Source organism: Nitrospirota bacterium, from assembly GCA_023229435.1.
Lineage (GTDB): Bacteria > Nitrospirota > UBA9217 > UBA9217 > UBA9217 > JALNZF01.
This window is the reverse complement of sequence record JALNZF010000001.1, coordinates 249,296-275,856: the sequence shown is the minus strand read 5'-3', so window position 1 is coordinate 275,856 and position 26,561 is coordinate 249,296. Positions and strand designations below refer to the sequence as shown.

Here is a 26,561-nt window from a genome sequence, read left to right as displayed (position 1 = left end):
TGTATTGAATTTATTCGTATTTATCCGTTCGTGGTGAGCCTGTCGAACCACAAAAAGTCTTATTCAACAGCCTGTTAAACGTTACTTGCCCGTCTCCGCGGCGGGAAGGCAAATCGTGAAGACCGTCCCCTTGCCGACCTCGCTCTTGACTTCGATCTTGCCTTCATGAGCATCCACGATCTGTCTGCACTGGTAAAGTCCGATCCCCAGTCCCGTTTCCTTGGTGGTCCTGAACGGCCTGAACAGGTGGTTCTTTACATAGTCCTCCGTCATTCCCGTGCCGGTATCGGAAACCCGAATGCAGACACTACCGTTTTCCTTGAGCGTTTCCACCTTCACCATCCCCTTTTCATTGCTTGCATCCAGAGCGTTCTGGATGAGATTCACGATGACCTTTTTTATCTCTTCTCCATCGACGCGTGAAAATGCGGGTTCGCCGTTATAGAGAATGCGCTTTGGCCTTACCTTCAGGAACTCAGCAACGACATCCCGGGACAAACGGTCGATATTTTTCACCTCCGAGTCGAGCATGATCTTTTCGGGTATTGACTTCAGGCGCTGCATAAGGCTTTTCATTTTGAAAAGAGTATTTCTGATCGTCGAAATGGCGTCTTTCTGAAAATCAGGATTTCCAATATGCTCTTCCGCATTATCCAGGCAAAGGGAAAGACTGGTCGTCAGATTTTTAAGATCATGAATGACAAAGGTGGATACTTTTGATACCGCGGCCATGGCCCGCATTTCGATGATCTCTTCAGAAAGTCTGAGATTCGTGATCGCCTGCGCCGCCTGTCTTGCCAGGACCTTCATAAGGTCAAAATCATCATAGATAAGCAGCTCGGGAACGATCTGTCCCCTGAACATTGCAAGCCCGATGACCTTCTTATTGCTGATCAAAGGGATGACCAGCCATGCTCCGGCCCTGCTCAAGGTCAAGAGTTCGGTCGCCGACAGCTGAAACTCCCCGTCGGTGAGATTCAAAACACGCTCACGCTGCGCGAAATAATGATAGAGCTCCTCGGAGATGCGTATCTCGACCGGGCTCATGGGCATGGACAGTTCGGAAACACGAGTATAGCGCCTGTATTCCCTACTCTCGAGATACAGCGAAGCGCCTGACACTCCGAACGTCTCCGTGAAAACCGTAAGAATTGCGTCCTGAACATCGCTGAGCGACGCGCACAACGAAAACCGGCCGGTAAGTTTGATCCATTCCTCGCGGTAGTCATGCTTGTTGCCCGCGTAAAAATGTTTGTTGATATAGACTTTTGCCCTTCTTCGCACTCGTTGAGATAAAAGCATGGTCAGCAGCAGGATGGCTCCCACGAAGGCCAGAATTATGGTCAGGTCCCTGCCGAACGCCCCGCCGTAATACCTCATTCCCTCGCCGACAAGCCCGAGACCGAGCAGATAGATGCCTACGACCAGCAGGGTAATGGAACGGTACAGGATATGCCGTGAGATGGAAACGCGCGTCCCGCTCCCTCTGAATGCATGCGAATAGATGATCAGGAGCGCCGCAATGATGAATACGCCCGACCGTATGGGAACGAGGTTCATGTTGATGGTCCGGTACAGAAGTCCCTGGCTGTAATAAAATATCAGGACCGCCAACAGGCTCATGATCCCGACGGCCTCGAACTTCATCCGGTCCCGGGAAATTCCGTGCGTCGCGGTAAGGGTGATCTCAACGCTCGCGAGGGCAACGATGAGCGAAACCATGATGCCGATGTAATACCAATACCCCGGATTCCCGAGGAACAGGATCCTTTCGTTCTGAAAGTCCGGGGAATAGCTCAGATCGCTTCCCACAAGGACCACGATCGCCAGCGGGAACATAACCAGGGCGGCCATGAATCCGATCCGGACCTTCGACAGCGCGTTAAACGGCCTCTGGCGGCCATAGATAAAGGCCAGAAACAGGACCGAACCGGGCAGGAGCGCCTCCAGGTAGAGCGATATCTGTTTGAATGTCGCAAAATTAACGGATGACTGCAGAGACAGTTGATCAAAAACGACAATGCCCGCAAGGAGCAGAACCGTGATCAGCAGAACAGCATTCACTGTCGTTCTATGCTTTACCAGGGCAAAGATACCGGATGCCGCCAGAAACAGCACTGCGCTATATGACAGGACCATCTCGAACATGGTTATGCCTTAACCACTGATCGATTATTTTTAAAACCGTTCGTGGCATTCCGGGTGTCCACGACCAGCGACGCGTGTTTGAGAATGAAATCATAATCGTAGCAGGAATGATCCGTGGCGATGATAACGCAGTCATACTTCTTAAGCGATTCCTTGGTCAGCGGAACGGAATTCTTTTTGAGATCGTAGTGGCGCATTTTTTTCGTACGCGGGATATAGGGGTCATTAAAATCAACCTGCGCGCCCTTCTCCATCAAAAGCTCGATAAGCTTAAGGGACGGCGACTCCCGCGTGTCGTCAATGTCCTTCTTATAGGCAAGGCCGAGCACCAGGACCCGGGATGAACGGATGGTCTTCTTTCTGTCATTCAGCGCGTTAGTGACCTTCTCTACCACATAATACGGCATGTGCGTGTTGATCTCTCCGGCCAGTTCGATGAATTTCGTATGATGACCCAGCTCCCGGGCCTTCCAGGTAAGATAGAACGGGTCTATGGGAATGCAGTGTCCGCCCAGTCCGGGGCCTGGATAAAAAGCTTGAAAGCCAAACGGTTTGGTCTTCGCCGCCTCGATCACCTCCCAGATGTCGATGCCCATCCGGTCAAAGATCATTTTGAGCTCATTGATCATCGCGATGTTCACTGAGCGGTAGATATTTTCGAGCAGTTTCGTGGCTTCCGCGGCCTTTGTTGATGAAACGGTCACGGTCCGGACAACAACGGAGTCATACAGGGCCTTCGCGGCTTCAAGACAGGATGGCGTAAAACCGCCCACCACCTTGGGGATGGTGCTGGTTGAATATTCTTTATTATTAGGGTCTTCCCGTTCCGGTGAGAACGCGAGATGGAAATCCTTTCCCGCTTTCAGCCCTTTTTGTTCAAGTATCGTCCGCATGTCCTCATCCGTCGTTCCCGGATAGGTCGTTGATTCGAGCACGATAAGCTGGCCCTTGCGGAGATACTTTGCCACCATCCTTGTCGTGTCCAGCACAAAGGAAAGGTCCGGCTCGTGATGCTTGCCCAGCGGTGTCGGGACACAGATGATGATGCAGTCCGTCTTCCTCAGCAATGAAAAGTCAGTCGTGGCTGTAAAACCGGCATTCCCTTTGAGCAGCCTTACCTCTTCAACGGGGATGTGTTTGATGTAGGTCTTCCCCGCATCCAGGTACTTGATCTTTTCAGAATCAACGTCGAACCCGATCGACTTGTACCCCGCCTTCACAAACTGGATGACAAGCGGGAGGCCGACATAGCCAAGTCCGATAACACCCACTGTTGCGCTGCGCTTTTTGATTTTGTCCAGAAGTACCATTGCGAATCTCCTTTATTATAGTGTCGTTTTGTTAATATTTACCACAGAGTTCACAGAGCTATTAGAATATTGAGATTTCTTCTCTGTGTTCTCTGTGGTTAAGCATTAAATTTCAATTTTAACTCATTTTTTGCGGCTCTCCATTTTTCTGAGCAATACAATGACCGCCCCTGCTATGAGAAGCGCAAAGATAAAAAAGACAATTCCCCCTTTATGATGCAGATCGCTCGAGAGGATCTTCTCGTCCCAGTAGATCGCGAGGATGGCAAGAGTTGCGATCCTGATCCCGTTCTTCAGAATGGCAATAGGCACTAACGACAGCATCAGGAGGGCCCTTGCCCAGCCTGTTCTCAGAAAGAAATAAGCCGCAAGGACGCCGGTAATAACAAGGGAAAGCGATGATCGTATCCCGCTGCATTGCGGCGCGACCTCGATATCCATCTTCGACAAATGGAAAACAAAACCATCCCTCGCGAGCGGCATGCCGGTCGCGTGCAGGAGCCAGTAAGCGACCTCGGCGGAGCCTATCTGGAGAAGGGAAATTGCTTTCTCCAGTGCAATGTTCGGGATCGGCACGGCAAAGAGCAGGAACAACAGCGGAAACGCCGCCGCCTTCAGGGTTCCAATCCCATAGAAGAGCGTGAACCCTCCGGTCCAGAGCATAATCAATAAAAAAGTGGTGATCGACAGGCGGTCATCGCTCCCCGCACAAGAGGCATGGGCATGAACCACATACAGAAGCAGGCCGCTGATGCCAATGAGTGCGAGCCCTGGGATAAGCGAGTACTCCTGACGCGAGAAAATATTTTGCCGGTCGTCATGGATCAAATACGCGCTGATGAACGGGATGAACGGGATATAGGTATAATATTCATTTCGCCAGGAAGTCAGCGCAAGTTCCCGAAGCGGACCAAAGAATGTGATCATGAATGCTACATTGAATAACAGAAATTGCCAATTTCTGTTCAAATACCACCTCTCATTGAGAGGTAACGTATTATTGCTTAGGTTGTTGCTCATACTATTCTACCTTGTACCTTCCTTTATCCGATAAACCCCGCTGAAGACGGGGCAGGCCGAGATAAGAGGCGTCTCTCGCAAAGAACGCTAAGGTTTGATCTTGAGTTAAATCCTCATGATCTGGCCTTTCTCTGCGAGCTCTGCGGAATTCCCAAGTGGCCGCTTTTCTTTCATAGGCCGCGGCGAGATTTATTTTCCCCATTTTGCGTGGAATGTGTTTATTGAGTGGCTAAAAATATCTTTCATTTGAGTAATAACGAACGCTTCTCGTTGAGGAGTGGTATATAAGGAATATTCCAAGGCTGTCTGAAGCAGCGCGGAATCATCGGGATACAGACGCTAAAAAGGGATTTTGTATTTTAACGCCACTCAAGGTCCGGCCATGTGAGAGATCCTCCGACAAAAGGATCCTGGCGCCTCCTCTATGCGCGGCCTCAACGATCATCGCGTCCCAAAAAGAAAGCTTATGCCGTTCATGAAGATCAATGGCCTTCCTGATAATATCTCCGTCATTTACCACGACGTCCCAGCGCAAAAGATCATCCACGATTTCTCGCGCTGATTTTGCATCCAATGGCAATGCGATTTTCTGCGTTGCCATGACATAAAATTCCTGAAGGACCTGCGTGCTGAGAACTCCGCGACCTGAATCCCACAGATCCAGCAGAATATCCCTCGCCACTTCGTGTTTATTCTTTGCCGAAACGTCATACGCATAAATGAGAATATTGGTATCGAGAAAGATCCTGCTATCTGGCATGCAGTTCTTCCCGGGATATCGATATCCGGCCTTTTGTGCCGAGGTCTAATCCACGCTGAAGCACGCCCAGCTGTCGTTCTCGCGCCTTGTTATAACCGGTAGCCTCTCCTATCTTGTCTTCAAGGGATTCTTTTAACAGCATGCTGAGAGACTTGTCTTTTTTTGCCGCAAACGCCTTTGCCTTCTTCAGAAGCGCTTTGGGTAGAGAAAGCGTCACATTCTGTCTTTCCATGGATACCTGCTCCTTTCTTCACTCATGAAAAATACGATATCACGTATTTACGTGAAATTCAAGAATGAAGTAATCTATTGCTCCCGTGAGCCGGAGCCTGCCCGAGAATGATAAGGGACCGGCCATTTTATCAGGCGAGGAACCGCTCTTTACGAAACAACAATAAAACCCGCGGAAAGAAAATGCTTGTCGTAAGCAAAGGCTTTTATTATTTTTTGCCGCTTCATGATGGTAAAACTGACCGCGTCTGCATAGCTGAAATCTTGATCGCGGTATTTGCCCAGCATAGTCTGGGCTTCCGATTCGAGGTCCTCGGTCGAGTAAACACGCGTTATTCTCGGACTCGTTTTCACCCTTTCCAGAAAAGAAATGGCCGCCGCGTGGCCCAATTCCTTCAAAAGTACGATATAGGTTTCGGCAATCACGAAATTGCTCGTTATCAAGCGAATATTCTCTGTGAGAAGAGATGGATAAACAGCCGCGGCTTTTTTGTGATTTGCATCGTCCCTGTCCGCCAGAGCAATCCACGCGCTGGCGTCCACGAATATTACTTCGAGGGACATCATTTCCGGACTGCCTTGGCGTACTTGACAAGGTAGGTATCATGCAGCTCTGAGACGTCGCTTTTGCCGGAATTCCCGAGGCCGACGAGGCCCATGGCCGGGTCCTCTTCAAGCGGGAGCGCAGTCAGATATTTCCGGATGCTTTCCCTTATCAACTCGGTCTTGGACACGCCCCGCTTCCTTGCCAGGACCGTCAGGGCCGCATCCTGCCCGGGTTCGATATACATTTGAATCGGTTTTTTCTTAAGCGTTTTCATGACATTTAATATATATCACATTGAGTGATATGTCAATAGGTGATATGTTAATTTGGGCCGGATGAACTGACTTCGCGATCTCGTTGTAAACTTATCTTTAACCGCCAAGCCGCATCAGTTGCTTGTCAGCGTGAAAGCTTGCAGGCTTGCAAGCCATTCCCCTTCTCCCAACTCCGAACTTGCAGTGGCGCCGATATATTTTCCGCCCACGCTCACAAGTGTGCGGTTGTTATTCCCATTGCAGCGGCAATACGGAGAAGGATTTTATCCGAACAAAGAAAAGAAGCATCCTGTAAACCGTGTGCTATGGACAGGTGAAGTGCGTCCAGGGTCTTTATCCCGTGTTTCCCGCCAAACTCGCGGATAATATCGACCGCCTTGAAATGATGTCTTTCGAGAAGATGCACCATCTCCACCGTACCGACGTGCATGTCATCGAGAAATGCCGTCCAGATCACCGTTTCCGCTCGTTTGCTCAAATCGCCGGTGCGCACCTTCTGGGTCAGCGCTGACGCCATTTCGACCATGGTCAAATCCGAAATATAGACACGATCAGCCTTGAGAAGAAGTTCTTCCACCCTGTCACTGTTCTCTTCCGGGTAATAAAATTTCACCAGTGCGCTGGTGTCAACATACAGAGGCGCCATTTACCAGGCCTCCCGCTTTCTCGATGCCAGCACAATTTCGGACAATGCCAATCCCTTGGCGCGCAGAGATTCTCTGAGCGCCTTCCTGCTCGCCAACACTCCCCCCTTCTTCGTTTTCATGGGGCTGATCCTTGCGATCGGTTCGTTCCTTTTCGTAATTATGATTTCCTCTCCTTTTTCAACCCTGGAGAGATATTCCGTGAAGTGCTGACGCGCTTCTTTAATGCCTGTCTTGAACATCACCGCCACCTCCTCAAGTGACTACCAGTGTACACCATATCGCACCCGCTGTCAATACCATCGGGTAACTGCGAACATTTATTTTTATACAGTGCTGTTTTCTTCGATACGCCTTTTCCATTATATTCATTAAACGAAGCTTTGCAAAAATCGCAAAAATATCCTTGAACGAAGCCAGGCTCTGTGCTATAGTTCGCGCAGGAGAATAAGTCATGTCAACCATACAAACACAACACTTGTATATCGATAAAAGCACTTCCACCTATGAAGGCAAGGCCGTCATCAAGGGCACGAGAATTCCCGTTGCATCGATTGTGAATCACTACCGCTCCGGGATGAGCATCGAGGAGATCCTCGAAGGCTATCCGACTCTGACCCCTGCCCAGCTTTTCGATGCCCTCAGCTATTACTTCGACAACAAGGAAGAGATAGACAGCGAGCTTGCCTGATGATCAAACTGTACCTCGACGAAGACGTTCACAAGAAGGTCGCTGCGGCCCTGCGTCTGAAGGGCTACGATGTTCTCAGCGCCCATGAGGTACAGAAACAAAGCCTTACCGACATCCAGCAAATGGAATATGCTGTCGCGCAACATCGAGCGATATTTACTTTTAATGCCGGTGATTTTGATCGACTTCATAAGGATTATTTGAGGAACGGAAAGGATCATTTCGGCATACTTCTTTCAAAGCAACTCCCCGTCAGCGAAACAGTCAAGCACCTCACGAAGTTTCTCTTTACGCATTCGGTCGAGGAAATGAGAAATAACGTTTACTGGATTTAATGAGCTGATATTTTTAGCCAATCACTTCATCCGTTGTCCCACTTCCCGTGGTCCCTCATCCCTCCGCACTCCGAACTCCGAACAAAGTACAGTGACTAAAATGCCTAAATTTCGGATGTTCACTTCAGCTCACTTTAGAGCACTTTAATATACTTTAGGCACGTTTCCTTTTCTTTCTTGCCCCGCTCCATTTGATGCTGTATAGTTATGTCGATTAATACTTCATTCGTGAGGTTTCATACGTGAAAGACTCGCAATTACTGGATATCAACCGGCATTATCTCGGGATCATCTGTCTCTGCGTCATTGCAATTATTCTCTTTGCCGGACTCTGGCCGCGCGAGTTCAATTTTGAAAATCAGGTCGACTTGCTTGCAGACGGGAAAGGCATCCGCTTTTCCGGCAGGGGCATCCTCTATTCACCGCCATTGGTGGTATACCGGCATCAAAATGATGAGTCAGCACAAGGTTCTCTTACCATCGAGATGGCTGTTCAACCGGATAAAGAGTGGGGGCGGTCCCTGCCAATCATTCTTGCTGTTGACGATGGAGAACCCTGCGAGCGTTTGCTGATCGGCCAGTGGAAAAAGCACCTTATCATCAGAAGCCGCCGTAATAATGCTTGTTTTCAATCAGGAAATTATGCTGAGATCTCTCTCGAAAACGCGCTAACCAGGGGAAAAGCGCAATTCATCACTATTGCATCGGGAAAAGACGGAACCACACTCTCTATTGCCGGCGCAATGGTTAAAAAGTATCAACACTTTTCAATACTCAAGCCGGGAGAGGTGCTTTCCGGGCGTCTCATCCTGGGTAATTCAAGTACCGGCAATCGTTCATGGCAAGGCACGGCAGCAACGCTTGCGATCCATGATCAGGTTTTATCTTCTGAAGAAGTTCTGCGGGATTATACGGCCTGGCGTGATACAAAGGATCTTTCACCTGCAGGGAACAGAGTGCCGATTGCTTATTACCGCTTTGATGAGAGAGCCGGTTCAGTCATCAAAGACCATTCCGGACAGGGTAACGATCTGATCATCCCGGAACGTTTTGCACCGCTTCATCGCCAAATGTTGACCCCGCCCTGGGAGGATTTTCAACCAACACTGAAATACGCAAGAGATGTCGCGATCAATATTTTAGGTTTTATTCCCTTCGGGTTCTATATTGCCTGGTATCTTTCGGAAAGAGGAATTTCTCGACTTCGCGTTGTGATCATTGTCCTGATGCTTGGCATCGGCGCCAGTCTTTTCATTGAGATCGTTCAGGCTTATTTACCGGAAAGGACGTCACAGTTTATTGACGTTATTACGAACAGCAGCGGAACAGCCATAGGCATTTATCTATGGCATCGTTATTTATTTACTCTTCGGCAGTCCAGATTCAATCACTGATAAAATCAAAGGGCATAGCTGATAATGTTCCAAAGGTAACTTATTAGAAATTAATTACCTTAACGTAAGTTCGGCGGAGCAGTCGGCCGCCTGCCTAAATATTGATACGCTCCAATAGACCATGGTACAGGTGCTGAAGGACGCACATGGTTATCCTTGTCAATTGTAAATAAACTGCTGAGATTCACTCCACCAGCAGTTACGCTGGCAGGGCTTGAAGCTGTCAACCTGTAGTTGGCATCCAGTTGAGGATTTGCATCCGTACTATGTAAATCGGATCCAAGCGCCTGCCAGTTTACCAATGTTGTGTAGTACGAACCCTTATGCCCTACCCAGTTGTTCCCATTAAAATCATTGGAATCTGAGGTAATCGTTGCCGAGCCTCCTGCATCATTAATCCCCATATATTGATATTTAATAATATTGTTGATGATAATAGGCGTCATGTTAGAATCATTCCCCAGATAAATTCCCGAGCCACTTGATCCAGTGCCGTCTACACCTATAATTGTATTGTTATAAACTTTGGGAGATGACGCCCCAGGTGAAGTGGTGCGTCCTTTTATGGCAATGTTTCCCAATGAGGGACATTGACCACTTTCACAGGCCAGTATATTATTGTAGATAAGTGGATCGATAATATCGTACTCCATATAGATATATCCAGAGGACCATTTTGTTGATTGTGTCATCCCTACATCGCCGTGAATATAATTGTCATATATCTTCAGGCCCGTAATTGTGTCCGCCGCGTTGTAAACTGACCATATGTGAATACCGTCCACATGATTATCGCCACTTGCATTATCCCAATTATCCCCCATTAAGATATTATTACTGTAAATATTGACCGCGCTGATTGATCGTCCTGGGTTATTTGCAACAACCATTCCCGTTGAACACGCGGAGATCGTATTGCTGTATATATTTACATTAGATACTGACGATGATAATGATGTAGCATGAATAGCAAAATAGTCATTATTTAAAGTATTATTATGGACTTCCACATTACTGCTATCAGTAAGCCAAATACACCCGCCACTTGTCATACCTCCGGTTGTTCCCTCGGTGTGCATATACATATTCTGAACAGTCAGGTTTTTAATCTCAGAATAGCTAGCTCCAATGAGGTAAACGCCCGCCGCTATCTGCGAGATGCCTTTTCCACTCATACTATCTCCGTTATCGGTGCTTTCAATGATTCCATTTGTTCCACCATCAATAACAAGATAGCTCTTGCCCGAAGAATAGATAGCTGAACTGGTTGAATCTCCCCATGCTGCCTTAGAAAACTTTGCACCTGACTCAAATAAGATGATGATGACGTTCCCGGCAACGCCGCTTCCTTGAACAGTTGCCGTGCTGGTAAAAGTCCCGCAGAGATGTGCGGTATCGCCAGGGCTGATTTTGCCATCCGTTCCACTTCCACCCCAGTTGCCCGAAGTGTTAAACCATGTTAGGCTGTGGGAATTTGAGCAGTTTGACCCAGAATCAGCACCTTGCGCTATCTGGGAAATGTAAATATCTTCAGCGAAACAAACACTTGGTAACAATATTATACAAAAGTACAGTAGTAACCTTTTCATTTTTATATTTTCCTTCCTGCTTGCTATGAACAAATGATAACATAACAAATAATAAAGTAAAGTGATTAAAATCACACGGCTTTTTACGTCTGTTCTTAAACTTTAAGAAAATATTATATTTTTGAACATAGATAAATTTTTTCGTGATTTAACAGCGCATACTTATGAGCATTACTCTGGCCAAGTTCGGTGATAAAATCATCAACGATGACAGAAAAACCGATTCGCTCTAATCTTTTTTTATAATCCTGCCCATATATCCGTACATGGTCATGCTGACCAAAAAATCTTTCCCGATCTTTCGGAGCCGTTATCGAGGGATCCTCAATGGTCTTTTGAATAGTATAGGAAATCGGTACTTGTAAAATAGCGGTGCCTCCGGGCTTTAAAACTCGGTATATTTCTGACATAGCTTTTGCATCATCTGGTATATGCTCTAACACGTGATTGCACATAATGAAATCAAACGTATTGTCCTTTTGTTCTATATTCGTGATATTCATTTTTACTGCTGCCAGAGGTGAGTCAAGATCTGCTGATAGATAATCAATATTTGATTGAGACATAAATACTTTGTTAAGTTGCTTTTCCGGAGCGATATGAAGTATCTTTATTTTTTTCTCAAAAATATCCTGTCTTTTTTTCTGAAGATATAAATAGAGCAGGCGCTCTCTATCATCGGAAAAACACCGCGGGCATGTCGCGTTCAACCGATAGTACGCACCAACAACTTTTTTTTCTTTTAATACAGGGAATTCGAAGCCCGCAGGCAATAGCTTGTTGAATTTTCCTCCGCAGAAGGGACACTCAAATTCATCGCCTGTATATTTTATCGATTTAATATAACGATAAGAATCTAATATCGGTGAATAAATTTGATAAGGTATTATTTTCTTTATCTTTTGTTTTATTTTCAATAACACTTAATGCCTCCCTTTGATCATGGGCTATATATAGTCCAGAAAACGTTTGACTCCTGACCTTAAACACATAATTAGGCGACTTTCTAACATTACTTAGTACGTTTGTATTAGGTGATAACTTCTTTAGTCCGACCCGATTTGAAGTAAACCATGCCGATGATACCATACGCCACAACACATCCTATGAACCCAAATATTAAATTATTAATAGGATTTCGCGAAAATACATTATAGGTCAACAACCACATTATGATAACGATAAAAGCTATGCCAGTTCCATGTATGAATATTTTCCAATATTTCATTATATCAAGACCAGTTAACTTATTCATTCGTATTACTTGAAATATATAACTTATTGTCATAGATAGAAAAACTACTGAAGCCGCCCCAATTGATCCGAATTCTTTTACTGCCGGATAAATTAAAACGATAATCAAAGCCGCCCTGATACCTGAGAAAAGACGTTGAAGACTCGGCTTGCCAATAGCCATGTAGACATTCACCATGGGAGAACTAAAGGCCCCTAATAGTGTAGTAGTAAATAATATTGCAAAGGGAATGGACATAACGGCATATTGACGACCGTATATAATTGATAAGATTTCTCGACTATACAATGCAGCAAAAAAGCAAGCAGGCATCCCCAGGATGACAAATAATCTCGTCGATTTTAGAGTATTTATATTTAGCCAGTTATTATCTTTTTGTCGTGAAGAAAAAGCTGGCATCAGAATCTGATTCAGCATATTTATAATAAGCATCGAAGGAGCTTGAGCCAATGAAAACGCCATACTATACAAACCTACTTCCGACTTCGTAAGAGTTTTGCCCATTACAAAAATAGCCGCCTGAGCATAGATAAAGTATAATATTGGCAATCCAAACATCCCTCGTGCGAAAGCATAAAGTGATTTTAGATGTTCTTCTTTGAATTTTAACCGGGGAATAAAGGGGCACATGATAAACGATATAACAAGCCGTGCACCGGCTTCAAATATAAAACCGATAACTAGCGCCATGACATTATGAAATATAAAAGAGAGGATTATTGAAACAACGATACCTATAATACCGCCCCCGCTATAGATATAGACCCATTTTTTATACTCCATTTTTTTCAGGGCTATGTACGCACGGGCGCTTAAAGCTCCATTAAAGAGAATAACGAGAAATGATACTTGAAGTGTAAAGAGATCCTTTTGAATGTGATAAAATTCAACTATCCACAGTGATCCTACAACGCCCATTATAAACAAGCCAATTGAACGTCCAAAAGAGAGCCACCATGCGCCGTTTAAATAAGTCTCATCCTCGGAATCAGGATTTTGAATTATGGCTTCTTTTATACCTACTTGTGTGAATGACTCAAGGGCTGCATTTATGGCAAGTATGATAGCCATGAGGCCAAATACTTCCGGTATCAGAATGCGGGTCAAAATCATATTTCGCACAAGTCTGAGTCCCTGCTCAATTGCCCCGCCAGCGCCAAGCCACATACCACCCTTAAGCAACCGCGATTTCAGGCCGTCAGCATTGAATAGCTTATGAGATTTTATTTTATTAATTATCCGAAGCATAATTTTACATCCTAAACCAGATGATCGTAAGATGCAGTATTCAACCGCGCAGAGTATTCACTCATCATCACGATATCAACCACTTTCTTAAACCAATAAGTCCGCCAATACCACTTAGCAACAACAGCAGTGTACCTGTTTCCGGTACTCGGTTCCATGTCCCCTTATAAGCATACATCGTATCACCATAAGGACCGCCAGCATAACCCCATATACTATTACTTTCAAGAAATGCCATAGAATCATAATAACCGCTTCCATTCAGATCGCTTTGGATAAATGATGACTCGACAATTTCCGCAGTCGCTAAATCTAAAGAGATATTAACAATGATATCGTGAGCAGAAATAGTATTAAAAATTGTAACTCCGCTCGGATCAACTAAATTAAATGTAAATATTGGGATTGTACCGCCATATACCCAGTCATGGTATGGATCATGCGCCACTTCATACTGTGATCCATAATAATTTAAAGTCCAATCGGGAATAATATCCATATATCCTGAAATTAAGTAACCCGTATTCGATATCACAGGTTCCAGAGTAGAATACACCGAAATGTCTGTCATATCGTATTTATATTGAAGTGCATATGCAGAATTACTGACAATAATTAAAAGTACCAAAGCAACTAATAGACAAAGTGATATTCTTTTCATAGATTTCTTCTTTCGATCTTAATACTTAGAGCTAATCTCGAAATTAGCGGGATTCACCGTTAGACAAGATTTCCTTGAAGGTAGCAATTACTTTGTTCTTAGCGTCAGTTAATTCTTTCCTGAGTTTGGTTTTCATCTGTTCCCGATTTTGATAACACCAAATAACGCGATCAACGGCCTGCTCCGTTTCCAGCGCGCGGCCATCTACTACCATTTCTCCCACACCAACGGTGTCGAAAATCCCCTGAAACTTCAGACTATAAGCCATGCCGACCGTCGGGATTTCCTGAGACAGCCCCGCGATACATGCGTGCATTCGCGATCCGATAAAAAAATCACAGAGACCGATAATCCCCTTTATTTCCGACTGACCATATTCGCCAGTTGAGATATGAATTCTTCCTTGATAGATCCTGTTAAAATGCTCCATGAGATCACGGCTTGCATCAGGATCACTATTAATATTTCCGGCGGGGCCGAATGTGTGTGGTATTAATAATATATGTGCTTTGGTTTCCTCCATAAATCTCTTTACAAGATCTGCGAGAAAGAGCTTGTAATCACATTTCAAGCCAAACATATTCTGTTTGCTGTATCCACCGTTATACATCAAGCCATTGACATTCAACCCAACCAATGGCGCATCCTTACCGCGGATAATAGGAGGTTCGACCCTTGACATATCCATTTCAGTCGAATCGAGAGTAAAAGCAATATCAGGGCAAAAGGCAAGCGAATTTTTCCCATTATTTGTTCCTAACAGTTCTTTTACAACACCTATACTCTGCACATCCCTTGTATACAGTCTATATGAATGCTTTATAATAATTGATGCAATCCATCTCGAAAGATAATGACTATAGGGTCCATACGTCTGCGGCAACAAGACCAATTTTTTTCTCATGAGCAATGCGATTATATCATCAAGGCTGGTGATGATGAACCGTCTTACCCCATATATATCACTAAAACTGTCGCCGCCGTGAATATTGCCTACGAAGTCCGCATCTTTTAAGGCTGACAAAAATTCATTTGATCGCACCAGCCTGTCACTGATAAATATGAATGGAATTAGCCGTTGGACGACTGCAAGGAAGAAAATCCAGAATAAATGCTCCTGAATTTTTGCATTTGGTGACAATCGGTGATTGACAATGCGGGCCTTCACCTTACCGCCCGGCAAGACTATCTCAAAATGTTTGGGTGCCTTGTTCCCCATGAAAAATAGTATCTCGGCATCGTTTTTTATTGAGATAACGTTCTTTATAAATGAGGCGGCCAACGCCGAAACACCCCTGTTGCCTGTTTCAAACGAGGCCCCCATTAAGCAGACTTTATAGCTCATTATTTTTCCTTTATTATACCGGAAGCTTATGTAAAAACGATCCTGTATAATCTGTCGATTGACTTCGAACCCGTCCTTAAACGGCGAACGATCTCGACACAAAGCATCATCAGTGCGTTAGTGATAATAACAATGATCAGGACCCTGAATGCATTGAAAGAATCCAATCGAAACAATCTCACCAGCACCTGCAAAATGGCAATTTGCACTAAATAAGACAAGAGAGAATACTCGCCAAGGAGATCGATTTTACGGACGATCAGATTATCGGGAGACAACCTGGTTCCGGCCGTGAAAATTACCAGGAGATTAAATATCGTTATCAAAACGTATTGCGGATAAAACAGGCTGATTTTTTGCAAACCAATTAGATAGATGAGAAAGAGGACGAAGATCCATACTGAGTACCGGGAAATATCTCTTAACTTCTTCATGTCAACAAACCCAAGGGCAAAACCACAGATGCCGATTACCATATATCGGAGGTTATACCCTTCCTGGTTGCCATATAACATCAAAGAACAATACAGCAACGCCATACCTGTGAAAATCACATGCAACCTGACGCGTTCTTTGAATAGGAATATAAGAAGACCGACAAAATTCAAAGTGTAGGCAATTGGCACCAATATGTCAAAAGCAACTATTTTGTGAGTACCAGAAACGAATATTATATATAACGTATCGTTGATCGATCCGATGTCGATTCCCTTTTTCCGAATAGATTGCCATCCTATAAAATACAATACCGCGTTAAGAAGAATGAAAAGAATAAGCAATTTGAAGCCGCGAACATAGAGTCTTTTGCTGATTTCGCTTGTTTGCACGCTGTACTTCTTTATATAAATCGCCGAAATGAGAAACCCAGACATTAATATGAAAGCGCCTGAAATGAATCGAACATATTTTATAATGCCCGATGTGGCATAAAAATAATCTAGGCTGTGGTAAATGACCATCCCCACAACGAGGACCCCTTTTACAAAATCTATCTCGTGATTTCTTCTGGTTTTTGGTTTATCCATGGCCGTGAAACAACCTGTTCTTTCCACAATGAGAAATCTGACAATATAACACTCGCGAATGCTATATTCGCAAACTCCAGAAAGATCAGTTGTGGCGCGAAAAACTTTACACCATTTTTCATGATGACAAGCGCCATTACTGTCGTCATGGGAAGAACCATCCACTCCCAATTTATTTTCTTTCGTATACAATAGATCGCAGTCCTCTTTATAATTATAAAATAGAAAACTGCATATAAGAAAATGCCGACATATCCGTGCTCAAGAAGGATAACTGCGAATTCATTGTCCCAGCTATAAAATTCCGTGGATTGTCCTGTGGCTAATTCTATTCTGGGAAATACAAGAAACAAGTGGCTGCCCTGCCCGAACCCGAAAAGGAAGTTCACTATTGAATTCGCGTTTGTGACTTTTGTATAAGCCATGTTCAATACCATGTATCTCCATTCGTAGCTTGCGCCTTTTATGGATTCAGCTTGAAAGGTACTACTATAATAAGATTCGAGGGTCTCCAGCGTGCCAGGTCTTATAATAAATACCAATACAGTAAGAGCCAGAATGACAATGAATTGTTTTTTTAATGATTTTCTGCCGAATAACATCATGATGACGCTTGCTCCGCCAAATGCAAGCCATGGTCCTCGGCTCATGCCGAAATAGAGCGCTGCAATACACAGGAGAGCTGCGATCCTAAAACTGATTTTCTGCCAGCGGCTTTCGCTTTTATCAAGCAAAAAAAGTGAGTAGAGAGATCCAACAGCCATGGCTAATCCAAACAGGATCCGATGGAGATAGGTTACAGTTACGTCTTTGGCTCCTGAAAACTCTATATGTTCAAACTCAGTGGAATGTTTTGCACCTAAAAATACCGTTGGATTGAATGTCGTATATCTTTCTATAATACCAAGCATGGCAGCTACAACAAGAGATAAAGCTATTGTCTTCATCAGAGATATCATGGTTTGTTTGTTTCTGATACTGTTCGCAATAATGAAGAAGAAAAGTACTGACTCGAACAGGAAATACATATACCGCTTTATACTGACAAGAACATTAGAGGAAATTAAAACCGAGACTCCTGTGAAAAATGTTATAACAAGGATGAGCCCTCCAAAGGGTATTCCGAATACTCTTTTTGGCACTTTCCCATTGTGAAGCCATTCTATTGCCATTAATAAAACAATGAATCTATGGATAGTCAATGCTGGCAAGGCTTCGCCGATTTCAAGAGACAGGCCGAGAGGTGCTAGCAGTAAAATAAAAACAGAACTCCTGACCCCTTTATCATAATCTACGGCATAGTGCCGAATCAGCACAGCCAAAACAATAATGATTATAATCGCATTCTGAAGCACAACAAATCTCCATTTGCATAAATAGTCGAGAAGCGACGATTATTGGCTATGTCTCTGTGTCCCTAGTATTCGCTCTAATGTACAAGACTATATCTGCTTCAATTGGGATTGTAAATCAGGATGTCTGCGCTTTTTTAAGCCCGAGGGACCATAATATCAAGTTCAAATATTTCTTACTAATATATTGTCTATCTTCTTTGCATAACCTGTTATTTCGCAAATCAACAATACTCACAGTGGTTATTATCAATCTAAATAAGGATCCATGAAAAATGATCAGCCGATAAAGAAATGCACTTATTTTCCCGTGGTGCTTAAGAAAATAGTAATGATTTGATTCTCTCTGAGTTAGTGATGAAAAAAACATCTCCGACCTTTTTTTTGAGCTTTGGCCTTCGAGATGGTAAATTGCCTCGCTTGCGAGATAATATATTTTCAGCCCTTCCTTTTTTAATCTAAAACAGAGATCGACATCGTCCGCATACATGAATAGTGCATCATCAAACCCCTTCAGTCTGTCCATAACCTGTTTTCTAGTAAAAATGCAAGCGCCGGTAAGACAATCTGCCTCCCTGCTGTCCTGATGGTCCCAGTAGCTCAATTCAATCGCGCTGAACATTCTTAATGTGGGAAACAGTCGGTCCAGCATCATCAAATAGCAGAATTGGTTCCAGAGAGTGGGAAAGGTCCGAGCAGCGACGTACTGAATTGACCCGTCCTGATTGAGAAGTTTACATCCTACCGCGCCGACATCATGATTAGATTCCATGAATTGAAACATGCCGTACAAGGCATTTGTTGCCAATATCGTGTCGGGATTGAGGAAAAGAACATATTTCCCCGTAACTTCTTGAAGACATCGGTTGTTCCCTCTTGTAAAGCCGATGTTTTCCGTGCATGCTACGATCTTGCACTGTGGATATCGCTGCCTGATCATGTCAACGCTGTCGTCAGCGGAGTTGTTGTCAACTATAATAACCTCATAGCTGACGCCCGCTGTTTTTTCCTGAAGAGAATTTATGCAATTCGCCAGCAGCTCTTTGGTATTCCAATTGACTATGCAGACTGAGATGTCCATTTTTAGTTATCCGATAAACTTCTTATGCCACAATTCAAATGATATCAGCAGATAAATCTGGCGCATGTAATCTTCCTGTTTACTTTCGTGAAGTCTCACGAGGTTTTCTATGTATGCCTTGTTGAAATATTTACTTACCGCCGAATCATTACTCAATAAACTCTCATCAATATAGCGGCGCATTTTACCGCGCAGCCATTTGTCCACCGGGTTCGCAAAACCCTTCTTTTTCCGGTGAACGATCGAAGGCGGGAGCCATTTCGCGAGGGCTTTTTTGTGTAAATACTTTCCTTGAAACCCTTTCAACTTAAGCTGCGGCGGCAGGCTTTCAATAAATTCCACCATGCGATAATCCAAAAACGGCACTCTTGCCTCAAGCGAGTTTGCCATCGACGTCTTGTCGCCGACCATGAGCAGGTCATCGGGAAGATTGGCCCGGGTGTCTATGTAGAGCATCTGAGTCAGGGGATCCAATGAAGCGACATCTGACTGCAGGCGGCGCAGCGCATCCTTTGCTTCGTACGCGTTGGCCCTGATCTCTTCCTTTACCCAATCCTGAAAAAGCTCCGACTTCATTTCGGCGCTGTAAAATGAATAGATCTTCGAAAACCGCGTCAGGATGTCCTTTTCAGAAAGCGCGGTGACGCCTCTCTTTAATCTCTCATTTCTCGGAAGGCTCAGCACGATTTTTTTCAGCAGCCGGTCAGTAAGAAATGAGGGCAGCTTGCTGTATACTCCGGACAGTTTGACGCCGATATATCGGTGATATCCGGCCCAGGGTTCGTCTGCGCCCTGTCCTGTCAACGCAACCTTGACTTTTTTGCCTGCTATCAGGCTTACAAAATAGAAGGCGGCCGCCGACTCATTTCCGACCGGTTCCTCCAGGTCCCACAGATATCGTTCGTAATATTTTTCATAATCCTTCGAGGTCACGATCATTTCCGAATGATCGGCGCCGAATCGCGCGGCCATGTCCCTGGCATCGGTGGTTTCGTTTGTTTTTTCCCCGTCCTCAAAACCAATCGTAAACGTGTGAATGGGCTGTGAAACCATCTTGCTCATGAGAGCGAGCAGCACTCCCGAATCGAGCCCCGAACTAAGAAAAAGGCCGACAGGGACGTCGCTCCTCATTTGAATCTTCACGGTATCTTCCAGAAGTGATTGATATTCCTCTATCAGTTCATTTTCCCGGTAACTTTGCCTGATCCGCGGCGTCCAGTTCCAATACCGCTCAATTTTCAAACCGTTCGGACCGGCAATCATAAAATGTCCGGGAGGAAGTTTTTGAATGCCCTTGAAAAGCGTGTTGGGAGAAGGGACATAACGAAACGTAAAAAGCTCCCCCAGTGATTTGATGTCAACTGCTCGCTCGAATTTATTCTCCTGCAATATCGATTTGATCTCGGAAGCAAATAAAAGCGTGTTGTTGATCACCGTATAGTAGAGCGGTTTGACACCCAGATGATCCCTGGCCATGAACAGCCTTTTCAGCTTACCGTCCCAGAGGGCGAATGCGAATATTCCGTTAAACCGTTTTACACAGTCCGGTCCCCATTCCTCATATCCGTGAACAATGACCTCGGTATCAGTGCGCGTTTTAAATGTATGGCCTTTAGCAAGAAGTTCTTCGCGCAGTTCTATGAAGTTGTATATTTCTCCATTAAATATGACCTGGAGACTATCATCCTCGTTTGATATCGGCTGAGAACCGCCCGCGAGATCGATGATGCTCAACCTTCTATGGCCCAGGCCGATGCCTTGCGCAACAAAACTTCCGTCCCCATCCGGACCCCGGTGACGAATGATATTCATCATCCTGGTGAGGAGGTCACGATCAACCGGTTTTTCATTGAGATGATATATGCCGCAAATTCCGCACATTAATGTTAAAACACAGCCTTTCTTCCCAGGTACTTAAGCATCATCGCGAATTGAATGCACGTCGCCCCTTTTCCTCTTCAGAGCGACAGGCTATCTTCGTATTTTAGATATTTTTGCCAACAGGGAAAACACATGTTCTTTCTGTTTTATCTTTAAAAATGCCCTGAAATCCTCCGGTTCTCTTGCCTTTTTCTCCCGGTAGGAATTTACATAGCCCTTGAGCATATAGTAACCCACCTTCGGATTTCTGCTTTCGAGGGACCGCCCCACAAGCCTTAAGGCAAAATACCACAGATAACCGCCCATGTAATAACTGACATCACCGTATTTTTCACAGGCTTTTATCAGTCCTTCGCCAAAAGCTGATCCTGTATTTTTTAAATGATGTGTAGTGAGTGTTTCCAGAGTCCCGGTTTCCCATTCCTTCATATTGGCCCGAATGATATCTACCCCATCCCACCCGGCACGCGCAATGAGTCCTCCGATATCGGCGAAACATTTTTTCCTGTAAAATTTATTGGGTCCGCAAACATAGCCCTCTGGATAATAGAGCTTTTCATAAGGCCCCTGCTGATTTTTTCTTTCATAAATAGCACCACCGGTAATGCCCAGGTGCTGATTATCTTTGAACGCCTGGCATATTTTCTCAAGCGCATCCGGAGGAAAGTCCAGGTCCGCATCGAATTTTGCAACAATATCGTAATCGATATTGCCAATCTTTTTCATCCCTTCGTAAAATGTCTCCACTACGCCTTTTCCCGGGTTTCTATAACCTCTATCGGGAATTGATACATATTCGATAAACGGGTTGTTTTCATTGCAGTATTGCAGGATTATTTTTTCCGTTCTGTCAGTGCTGCCGTCATTGACGATCACCCATTTGACGGGCAAGACAGTCTGTTTGAGCATACATTCTATCGTGGTTTGAATGGTCTTTTCTTCGTTCCTTGTCGGTGTAACGATAACGACTCTCAATGCTGAGCCCTCGACTCGTTTATTTCATTCATCTGCTGACTGTTCATAATCGTCTGAATTCAATGGTGGATGACAGGGACTTACAGAAACTGAGCCGCGAAGCGCGGCAGCGGGTCAGGGGGCGGTCCATTGCACGACCTTTCTTCTTTTTCTAATGCCCAGTACGCCCTTTGTTGCCTTAACCAAATACTGCGGCGCATGCAGCCAGTCGTAACTGCCGTTTAGTTTAGCCTGGAACAGCTCGATATCATCATCCGTGTTGATCGGAATTCGTCTGAGAAAATAAGAATCCTTCTCGTGCCTGGCCGTTCCGATGCTTGTGGTGACAGCGCCAATATAACCACAAGCGTGTAAGGTATCAGCTAGAAAAGTTACGAACTCCTTGTTATGTTCGGGGAAGCCATAGGGAAAAGAAAAAGTCCTTACTCGGCTTCCTGTCCTCTGCTCGATGATATCCCGGGATTGCCGGAGTTCCCTTTCCACATCCGCATGGGGTATCAGGTCCAGGTATTTGTGCGAAACCGTGTGGGAGCCAAAGGTGATTCCCCCTTTGACAAGTTCATTCACATGATCCCATGAGAGAAACTGTTTTCCAATTATGACATTGTTCACCGCGTCTATGAATGATGTGGGCAAATATACCGTCGCAGTAAATCCATGACTGGAAAGAATAGGGAAAGCGTCGGTATAAAAATCAAGAAAGCCGTCATCAAAAGTTATGACGACGGCCTTTTCTTCGCTGCTGTTCTCCCCTTCGCCGCCCGTGCGCAGGCGCTCGACTGCCGCTTCAAGCCCGATGACCCGATATCCGTTGTTCGCGAGGAAATCCATATGCCGGGCGAACACCTCAGGTGATGTCGCAACGCGAAAATACGGCGGAACTCGCCGCTCGTCATCGTAGGATATGCTGTGGTACATGAGGATCGGGATGCGAATACCTGTATTCTGTTTGAGTCTGGCCAATGGCTCAATAAGATTGAGCGTTATAAACCGATCAAGACGAAACATCAGGATTTCCCCTTGACCAGACCGTCCACCAGGTTGTAGTAATCCTTGCGCTTAATGTCCCAGCTCTGTTGTGCCACATAAGTTAGGGCATTGGCGGCCAGTTCCTTCCGCAAGCGCTGGTTTTTGATCATGATAAGCATTGCCTCGGCAAGGCTCTCTTCATCACCCGGCTCGAAGAACTTGATAATGGAATCATTAAAATAATATCGATCGATCCGCGTGTTGGCCGCGATAATAGGTACCCCGAGGGCCATGAACTCGAAGATCTTCGTGCTGAAGGCATCGCCGCCGAATGAGTCATTCCGCTTTGGAACTATGCCGAGGTCGGCATTCGCCATGATACCGGCGATCATTTTGATGGGTAGGCCGTCAAATACTTGCACCTGCTTCTGCAGAGACCTTTCTTCTATAAGTCGTGACAAATCCTCCTTGGCGCTGCCGTATCCGTAAATATGGAGCTTCGCTTCCGGCGCCTTGTCCCTGATAAGGTCCATGGCCTTTATGGCTATATCCAGACCCTGGTGCCAGTTAAGCGTGCCGGGATACATCATGATGAAGCGTCCATCGTCATGCCGTGTGCGGAGTGCGGTATTGAACATGCTGCTGTCGGGATAGTTTAAAAAAGTGGAGCATTTTTCCTGCTTCACCGAACGCGCAGTGATCACCTTTTCCCAAAGATGGTTGGCAATGATGACGTGGTCCGCGAAATTCGTGGACCACCGTTCGATGAGCTTGAGTGCCTTGAAAACAACGGACCCTTTGCTGACGCCGAACTTGCTTGCGTAGAACTCAGGAACGATGTCGTGAATATCGAGGATCACTTTAGCGCCGAGAAGCTTTGGGACAAGAGCGGCAAAGACCTCGAAGTCCGGTATGGAATGCACATGGATAAGGTCGTAGGGATCTTTGAGGTGTTTTCTCGTGAGCAGCCAGCCTGACCGCGCGATAAATCGCATAATTCGGAACAGATAAGATAGTTTTGTCCGCTCATTAATTTCGCGACTCTGGATCCGGTACACGTTCACGCCGTTGATGTTCTCGTATGTCGCATTATTATTCCTGAGGGCCAGAACATCCACGTAGTCGCCCCGACCGGCAAGCGCCTCGGCATAACGCATGATGCGGTTGTCGGACTCGTAAAATGAATACGCAAGCATACATATTCTCATAAATCAGGCACCTCTCATATCAATGAGCCGTAGTTCAGCCGTGCGAACCGTTCAAGTTCTTTTCTGTTGACCTTGCCGGTCGACGTTGCGGGAAACGATTCCCGGACCTCAATCGCCTCCGGCAGCATGTATTTCGGCAATATTCCAGCGCAATGATCGAGCAGCTCGCTTACCGCCGGACGCTCATTTTCAACGGTCGTCACATACGCGATGATCTTATTTCCGATCAGTTCGTCCGGGACCGCGATTGCCGCAGCCTGTCTCACCGCGGGGTGGCTCCTGAGCGCCAGCTCGATCTCGGTCAACTCGATGCGATACCCTCTGCTCTTTACCATGTGGTCCGTGCGGCCGACGAATGAATAGTTACCGTCCTGCTCCCTGCGGACGATATCGCCCGTCTTATAGACCGTTGCCTGATCCGTACCGGATCGCGGGTCTTGCACGAACTTCTCCCGTGTTTTCTCCTCGTCATTCCAGTGCCCGAGGGCAACGGTCGCTCCCTTGACGTAGAGTTCGCCTTCTTCACCGGCGTTCCGGACAATTTCATTCCCGCTGTTCAAGGCAAAGACCTCAAAACCCGGAAACGGACGTCCGATCGGGACCTTCCAGAGTTCATTTTCCGGTATAACGCCTATTCGATAGGACAATGATGAATTCGCCTCGGTCTGGCCGTAAATATTATAGAAAACAGCGTTCTTCATCTTATCCGTCAGCTTGCGGAGATATTTCACGGGAAGAACGTCACCCGAGAAATGGACGATGCGGAGCGAGCTGAAGGAATATTTGTCCAGCGCTCCCCGGTCCACGAGCATCGTTAGAACGGAAGACACCGAATTCCAGACAGTGATCTTCTGCTTGTCGATGTATTCCGCCAATGCCATCGGGAATGCCGCGAAGGACTCCGGGATCAGGACGATCGCGGCCCCCTGCCGTATCGCGACAAAGACATCAAAGACCGAGAGATCGAAATGAAGCGGCGCGTGGTTGGCGAGTCTGTCGCTCGCGCTGATAGTAAAATAATCAGCCGCCATGTTCACGAACGCAAGGGCATTCCGGTGTGAAATCACCACCCCCTTGGGCGTGCCCGTTGAGCCGGACGTATAGAGAATATATGCCGGATCATTCTCCGAGCATTCGACGCCCTCGAACTGAGCGGCCTTTTCATTCAAGACCTCCACCCATGCCGTGATCTCCACATCATTGTTCTTCAACATTCCCGGAGTGATAGCAGTATCGGTAATAATAACCTTTTTTAAAGGCTGGTCCGGCCCATGTTCCGCAAGCATGTTTGCTGCATGGATATTTGATGTGACAAGGCAGGTTATCCCGCAGTTCTGAATGATCGCTCCTATTCTGCTGACCGGCGCGAGCGGATCAAGCGGCACATAAACAGCTCCCGTCTTCAGTATGCCAAAAAGAGTGATGACCGACTCGATCGACTTGCCAAGCATGATCCCGACGCGATCGCCCTTATTGACGCCTTGACGCAACAACACGGCGGCGAGTTGATTGCTGGTCGCTTCAACCTGCGCATAGGTCATGGAGGCATCCTTGAAGATCAACGCAATCCTGTCAGGATGTTTCCGCGAGCCTTCCGTGAGAAGATGATGTAATAATGGCATTTTTATTCTACTCAAACAATTTATCGTTTACGTCTAATAGAATGATTTTTGCAAAGAAGTCGGCTTTCTAATCGTTTGCTATGCTTATAGAAGCAGCATAACGGCGAAAGAGAAAAGACAACTTTCTCAACATTGCAACCATCACCATTGGCCCGCCCTTGATTAGGACTCTGAATGCTAACATCGGACGATGAGTTTTTAGAGCTTTACTGCCCCATTCATACACCGGACCACCTAAGAACGCATACTTTTCCAACAAGCGAGACCGTCCACCTGAACAGTGCCCCCGTCGAACCATGTTAACCAAAGACAAAACACCTTCGGCCATCTTTTCAATATTCCTTGAACCTTGGCTCGTATGCTGCCGGTAAGCTATGGTAACCGGTTGCTTTGCTATCACGCATGGCCCATATATCCCGGCCTGAAGCATGAGATTATAATCGTTCAGCAAGCAAGGAGTCGTGTTGCCTTGAGGACCATAGGCTTTTTCAAAGAGAGATTTCTGCATGACGATTCTGCTTTGCGCGAGTCCTATTAACACATCCTTTGATAAATAGTCGCGGTATTTCTGCACCTCTATTACCGATGATTCTCCGATCTCAGTTGGTGCATTCTGACCCTCCCAAAAACGTATCATTGCCCCAATAATTAACGGGGGCGAGTCCAGTTTCCGGATTATCCTATCATATATAGCAAGTGCATTTGGGAAAAAGTAGTCATCACTGTCTAAGAATGCCATATACTCGCCATCCGCATGAGAGACCCCGGTTTTGTAGGCCATTTCCGATCCCTGGTTCTCCTGCCGTATGTTTTTGATCTTTGTTGCATAGGATCGAATTATTTCCTGTGTTCTGTCCGTGGAACCATCATCCACAACAATAAATTCATAATCAGTGAACTTTTGTGCTAACACCGACTCTATGGCCTGCCGAAGGTAGTCTTCCCGGTTGTACGTTGCAATAATTACCGTGAACCGTCTTTTCATGTCTACTTGA

At 45.7% G+C, this 26,561-nt stretch carries 26 protein-coding genes; 3 read left to right on the top strand and 23 right to left on the bottom strand.

Translation table 11 applies throughout. The features are described from left to right. Window positions 1–81 precede the first annotated feature (81 nt). The 9 genes from prsK to M0R70_01130 form a co-directional block, all read right to left on the bottom strand. Window positions 82–2,148, bottom strand: coding sequence for a PEP-CTERM system histidine kinase PrsK (gene prsK / locus M0R70_01170; protein MCK9417971.1), 2,067 nt, complete (start codon window positions 2,146–2,148; stop codon window positions 82–84). A 2-nt stretch (window positions 2,149–2,150) separates the two neighbouring features. Continuing rightward, window positions 2,151–3,458: a nucleotide sugar dehydrogenase gene (locus M0R70_01165; GenBank protein MCK9417970.1), complete on the bottom strand. Its 1,308-nt coding sequence runs from the start codon at window positions 3,456–3,458 to the stop codon at window positions 2,151–2,153. Window positions 3,459–3,581: 123 nt separating this feature from the next. Continuing rightward, a complete protein-coding gene (gene xrt, locus M0R70_01160; protein ID MCK9417969.1) occupies window positions 3,582–4,385 on the bottom strand; it encodes an exosortase in 804 nt (267 codons plus the stop codon). 415 nt (window positions 4,386–4,800) lie between these two features. Then, window positions 4,801–5,238 carry a PIN domain-containing protein gene (locus M0R70_01155; protein ID MCK9417968.1) on the bottom strand — a complete coding sequence of 146 codons (438 nt, stop codon included), beginning with the start codon at window positions 5,236–5,238 and terminating at the stop codon, window positions 4,801–4,803. After that, on the bottom strand, window positions 5,228–5,470 hold the full coding sequence (locus M0R70_01150) for a DUF6364 family protein (GenBank protein ID MCK9417967.1): 243 nt from the start codon (window positions 5,468–5,470) through the stop codon (window positions 5,228–5,230). Before M0R70_01150 ends, M0R70_01155 begins: the two co-directional genes overlap by 11 nt. A gap of 149 nt (window positions 5,471–5,619) precedes the next feature. Next, window positions 5,620–6,036 carry a PIN domain-containing protein gene (locus M0R70_01145; protein ID MCK9417966.1) on the bottom strand — a complete coding sequence of 139 codons (417 nt, stop codon included), beginning with the start codon at window positions 6,034–6,036 and terminating at the stop codon, window positions 5,620–5,622. Next, window positions 6,033–6,260, bottom strand: a complete 228-nt coding sequence (locus M0R70_01140) for a ribbon-helix-helix domain-containing protein (protein MCK9417965.1) — start codon at window positions 6,258–6,260, stop codon at window positions 6,033–6,035. The genes M0R70_01145 and M0R70_01140 overlap by 4 nt, the downstream gene beginning before the upstream one ends. Window positions 6,261–6,502: 242 nt before the next feature. Then, window positions 6,503–6,937, bottom strand: coding sequence for a type II toxin-antitoxin system VapC family toxin (locus M0R70_01135; GenBank protein MCK9417964.1), 435 nt, complete (start codon window positions 6,935–6,937; stop codon window positions 6,503–6,505). Next, window positions 6,938–7,177 carry a type II toxin-antitoxin system prevent-host-death family antitoxin gene (locus tag M0R70_01130; protein MCK9417963.1) on the bottom strand — a complete coding sequence of 80 codons (240 nt, stop codon included), beginning with the start codon at window positions 7,175–7,177 and terminating at the stop codon, window positions 6,938–6,940. 212 nt (window positions 7,178–7,389) lie between these two features. Between M0R70_01130 and M0R70_01125 the strand changes: the two genes are divergently transcribed. The 3 genes from M0R70_01125 to M0R70_01115 all read left to right on the top strand — a co-directional run bounded on the left by M0R70_01125 (window position 7,390) and on the right by M0R70_01115 (window position 9,355). After that, window positions 7,390–7,626, top strand: coding sequence for a DUF433 domain-containing protein (locus M0R70_01125; GenBank protein MCK9417962.1), 237 nt, complete (start codon window positions 7,390–7,392; stop codon window positions 7,624–7,626). After that, window positions 7,626–7,961 carry a DUF5615 family PIN-like protein gene (locus tag M0R70_01120; GenBank protein MCK9417961.1) on the top strand — a complete coding sequence of 112 codons (336 nt, stop codon included), beginning with the start codon at window positions 7,626–7,628 and terminating at the stop codon, window positions 7,959–7,961. The genes M0R70_01125 and M0R70_01120 overlap by 1 nt, the downstream gene beginning before the upstream one ends. 242 nt (window positions 7,962–8,203) lie before the next feature. Further along, complete coding sequence (locus M0R70_01115; GenBank protein MCK9417960.1) at window positions 8,204–9,355, top strand: VanZ family protein; 1,152 nt, start codon at window positions 8,204–8,206, stop codon at window positions 9,353–9,355. A 59-nt stretch (window positions 9,356–9,414) separates the two neighbouring features. Here the strand turns inward: M0R70_01115 and M0R70_01110 are convergent, their stop codons facing one another. From M0R70_01110 to M0R70_01045, 14 genes are all read right to left on the bottom strand, one after another. After that, a complete protein-coding gene (locus tag M0R70_01110) occupies window positions 9,415–10,944 on the bottom strand; it encodes a hypothetical protein (protein MCK9417959.1) in 1,530 nt (509 codons plus the stop codon). A gap of 113 nt (window positions 10,945–11,057) precedes the next feature. Continuing rightward, on the bottom strand, window positions 11,058–11,861 hold the full coding sequence (locus tag M0R70_01105) for a class I SAM-dependent methyltransferase (GenBank protein MCK9417958.1): 804 nt from the start codon (window positions 11,859–11,861) through the stop codon (window positions 11,058–11,060). 113 nt (window positions 11,862–11,974) lie between these two features. Then, window positions 11,975–13,447, bottom strand: coding sequence for an oligosaccharide flippase family protein (locus M0R70_01100; protein MCK9417957.1), 1,473 nt, complete (start codon window positions 13,445–13,447; stop codon window positions 11,975–11,977). 67 nt (window positions 13,448–13,514) lie between these two features. Beyond that, complete coding sequence (locus M0R70_01095; GenBank protein MCK9417956.1) at window positions 13,515–14,108, bottom strand: hypothetical protein; 594 nt, start codon at window positions 14,106–14,108, stop codon at window positions 13,515–13,517. Window positions 14,109–14,151: 43 nt separating this feature from the next. Next, window positions 14,152–15,453 carry a polysaccharide pyruvyl transferase family protein gene (locus tag M0R70_01090; protein ID MCK9417955.1) on the bottom strand — a complete coding sequence of 434 codons (1,302 nt, stop codon included), beginning with the start codon at window positions 15,451–15,453 and terminating at the stop codon, window positions 14,152–14,154. Window positions 15,454–15,479: 26 nt separating this feature from the next. Continuing rightward, window positions 15,480–16,478, bottom strand: a complete 999-nt coding sequence (locus M0R70_01085; protein ID MCK9417954.1) for a hypothetical protein — start codon at window positions 16,476–16,478, stop codon at window positions 15,480–15,482. Further along, a complete protein-coding gene (locus M0R70_01080) occupies window positions 16,442–17,833 on the bottom strand; it encodes an O-antigen ligase family protein (GenBank protein MCK9417953.1) in 1,392 nt (463 codons plus the stop codon). Before M0R70_01080 ends, M0R70_01085 begins: the two co-directional genes overlap by 37 nt. Window positions 17,834–17,948: 115 nt before the next feature. Continuing rightward, the gene (locus M0R70_01075; protein ID MCK9417952.1) at window positions 17,949–18,911 is read right to left on the bottom strand and encodes a glycosyltransferase family 2 protein; all 963 of its coding nucleotides are present in this window, start codon (window positions 18,909–18,911) and stop codon (window positions 17,949–17,951) included. 6 nt (window positions 18,912–18,917) lie between these two features. Then, window positions 18,918–20,792, bottom strand: a complete 1,875-nt coding sequence (gene asnB, locus M0R70_01070) for an asparagine synthase (glutamine-hydrolyzing) (GenBank protein ID MCK9417951.1) — start codon at window positions 20,790–20,792, stop codon at window positions 18,918–18,920. 90 nt (window positions 20,793–20,882) lie between these two features. Beyond that, window positions 20,883–21,701, bottom strand: coding sequence for a glycosyltransferase family 2 protein (locus tag M0R70_01065; GenBank protein ID MCK9417950.1), 819 nt, complete (start codon window positions 21,699–21,701; stop codon window positions 20,883–20,885). A 180-nt stretch (window positions 21,702–21,881) separates the two neighbouring features. Continuing rightward, window positions 21,882–22,775, bottom strand: coding sequence for a polysaccharide deacetylase family protein (locus tag M0R70_01060; protein ID MCK9417949.1), 894 nt, complete (start codon window positions 22,773–22,775; stop codon window positions 21,882–21,884). Continuing rightward, complete coding sequence (locus M0R70_01055) at window positions 22,775–23,932, bottom strand: glycosyltransferase family 4 protein (GenBank protein ID MCK9417948.1); 1,158 nt, start codon at window positions 23,930–23,932, stop codon at window positions 22,775–22,777. Before M0R70_01055 ends, M0R70_01060 begins: the two co-directional genes overlap by 1 nt. Before the next feature lie 26 nt (window positions 23,933–23,958). Further along, entirely contained in the window at window positions 23,959–25,566 is a 1,608-nt protein-coding gene (locus M0R70_01050; protein ID MCK9417947.1) for an amino acid adenylation domain-containing protein, read from the bottom strand. A 67-nt stretch (window positions 25,567–25,633) separates the two neighbouring features. Beyond that, window positions 25,634–26,551, bottom strand: a complete 918-nt coding sequence (locus M0R70_01045) for a glycosyltransferase family 2 protein (GenBank protein ID MCK9417946.1) — start codon at window positions 26,549–26,551, stop codon at window positions 25,634–25,636. Window positions 26,552–26,561: the final 10 nt, after the last annotated feature.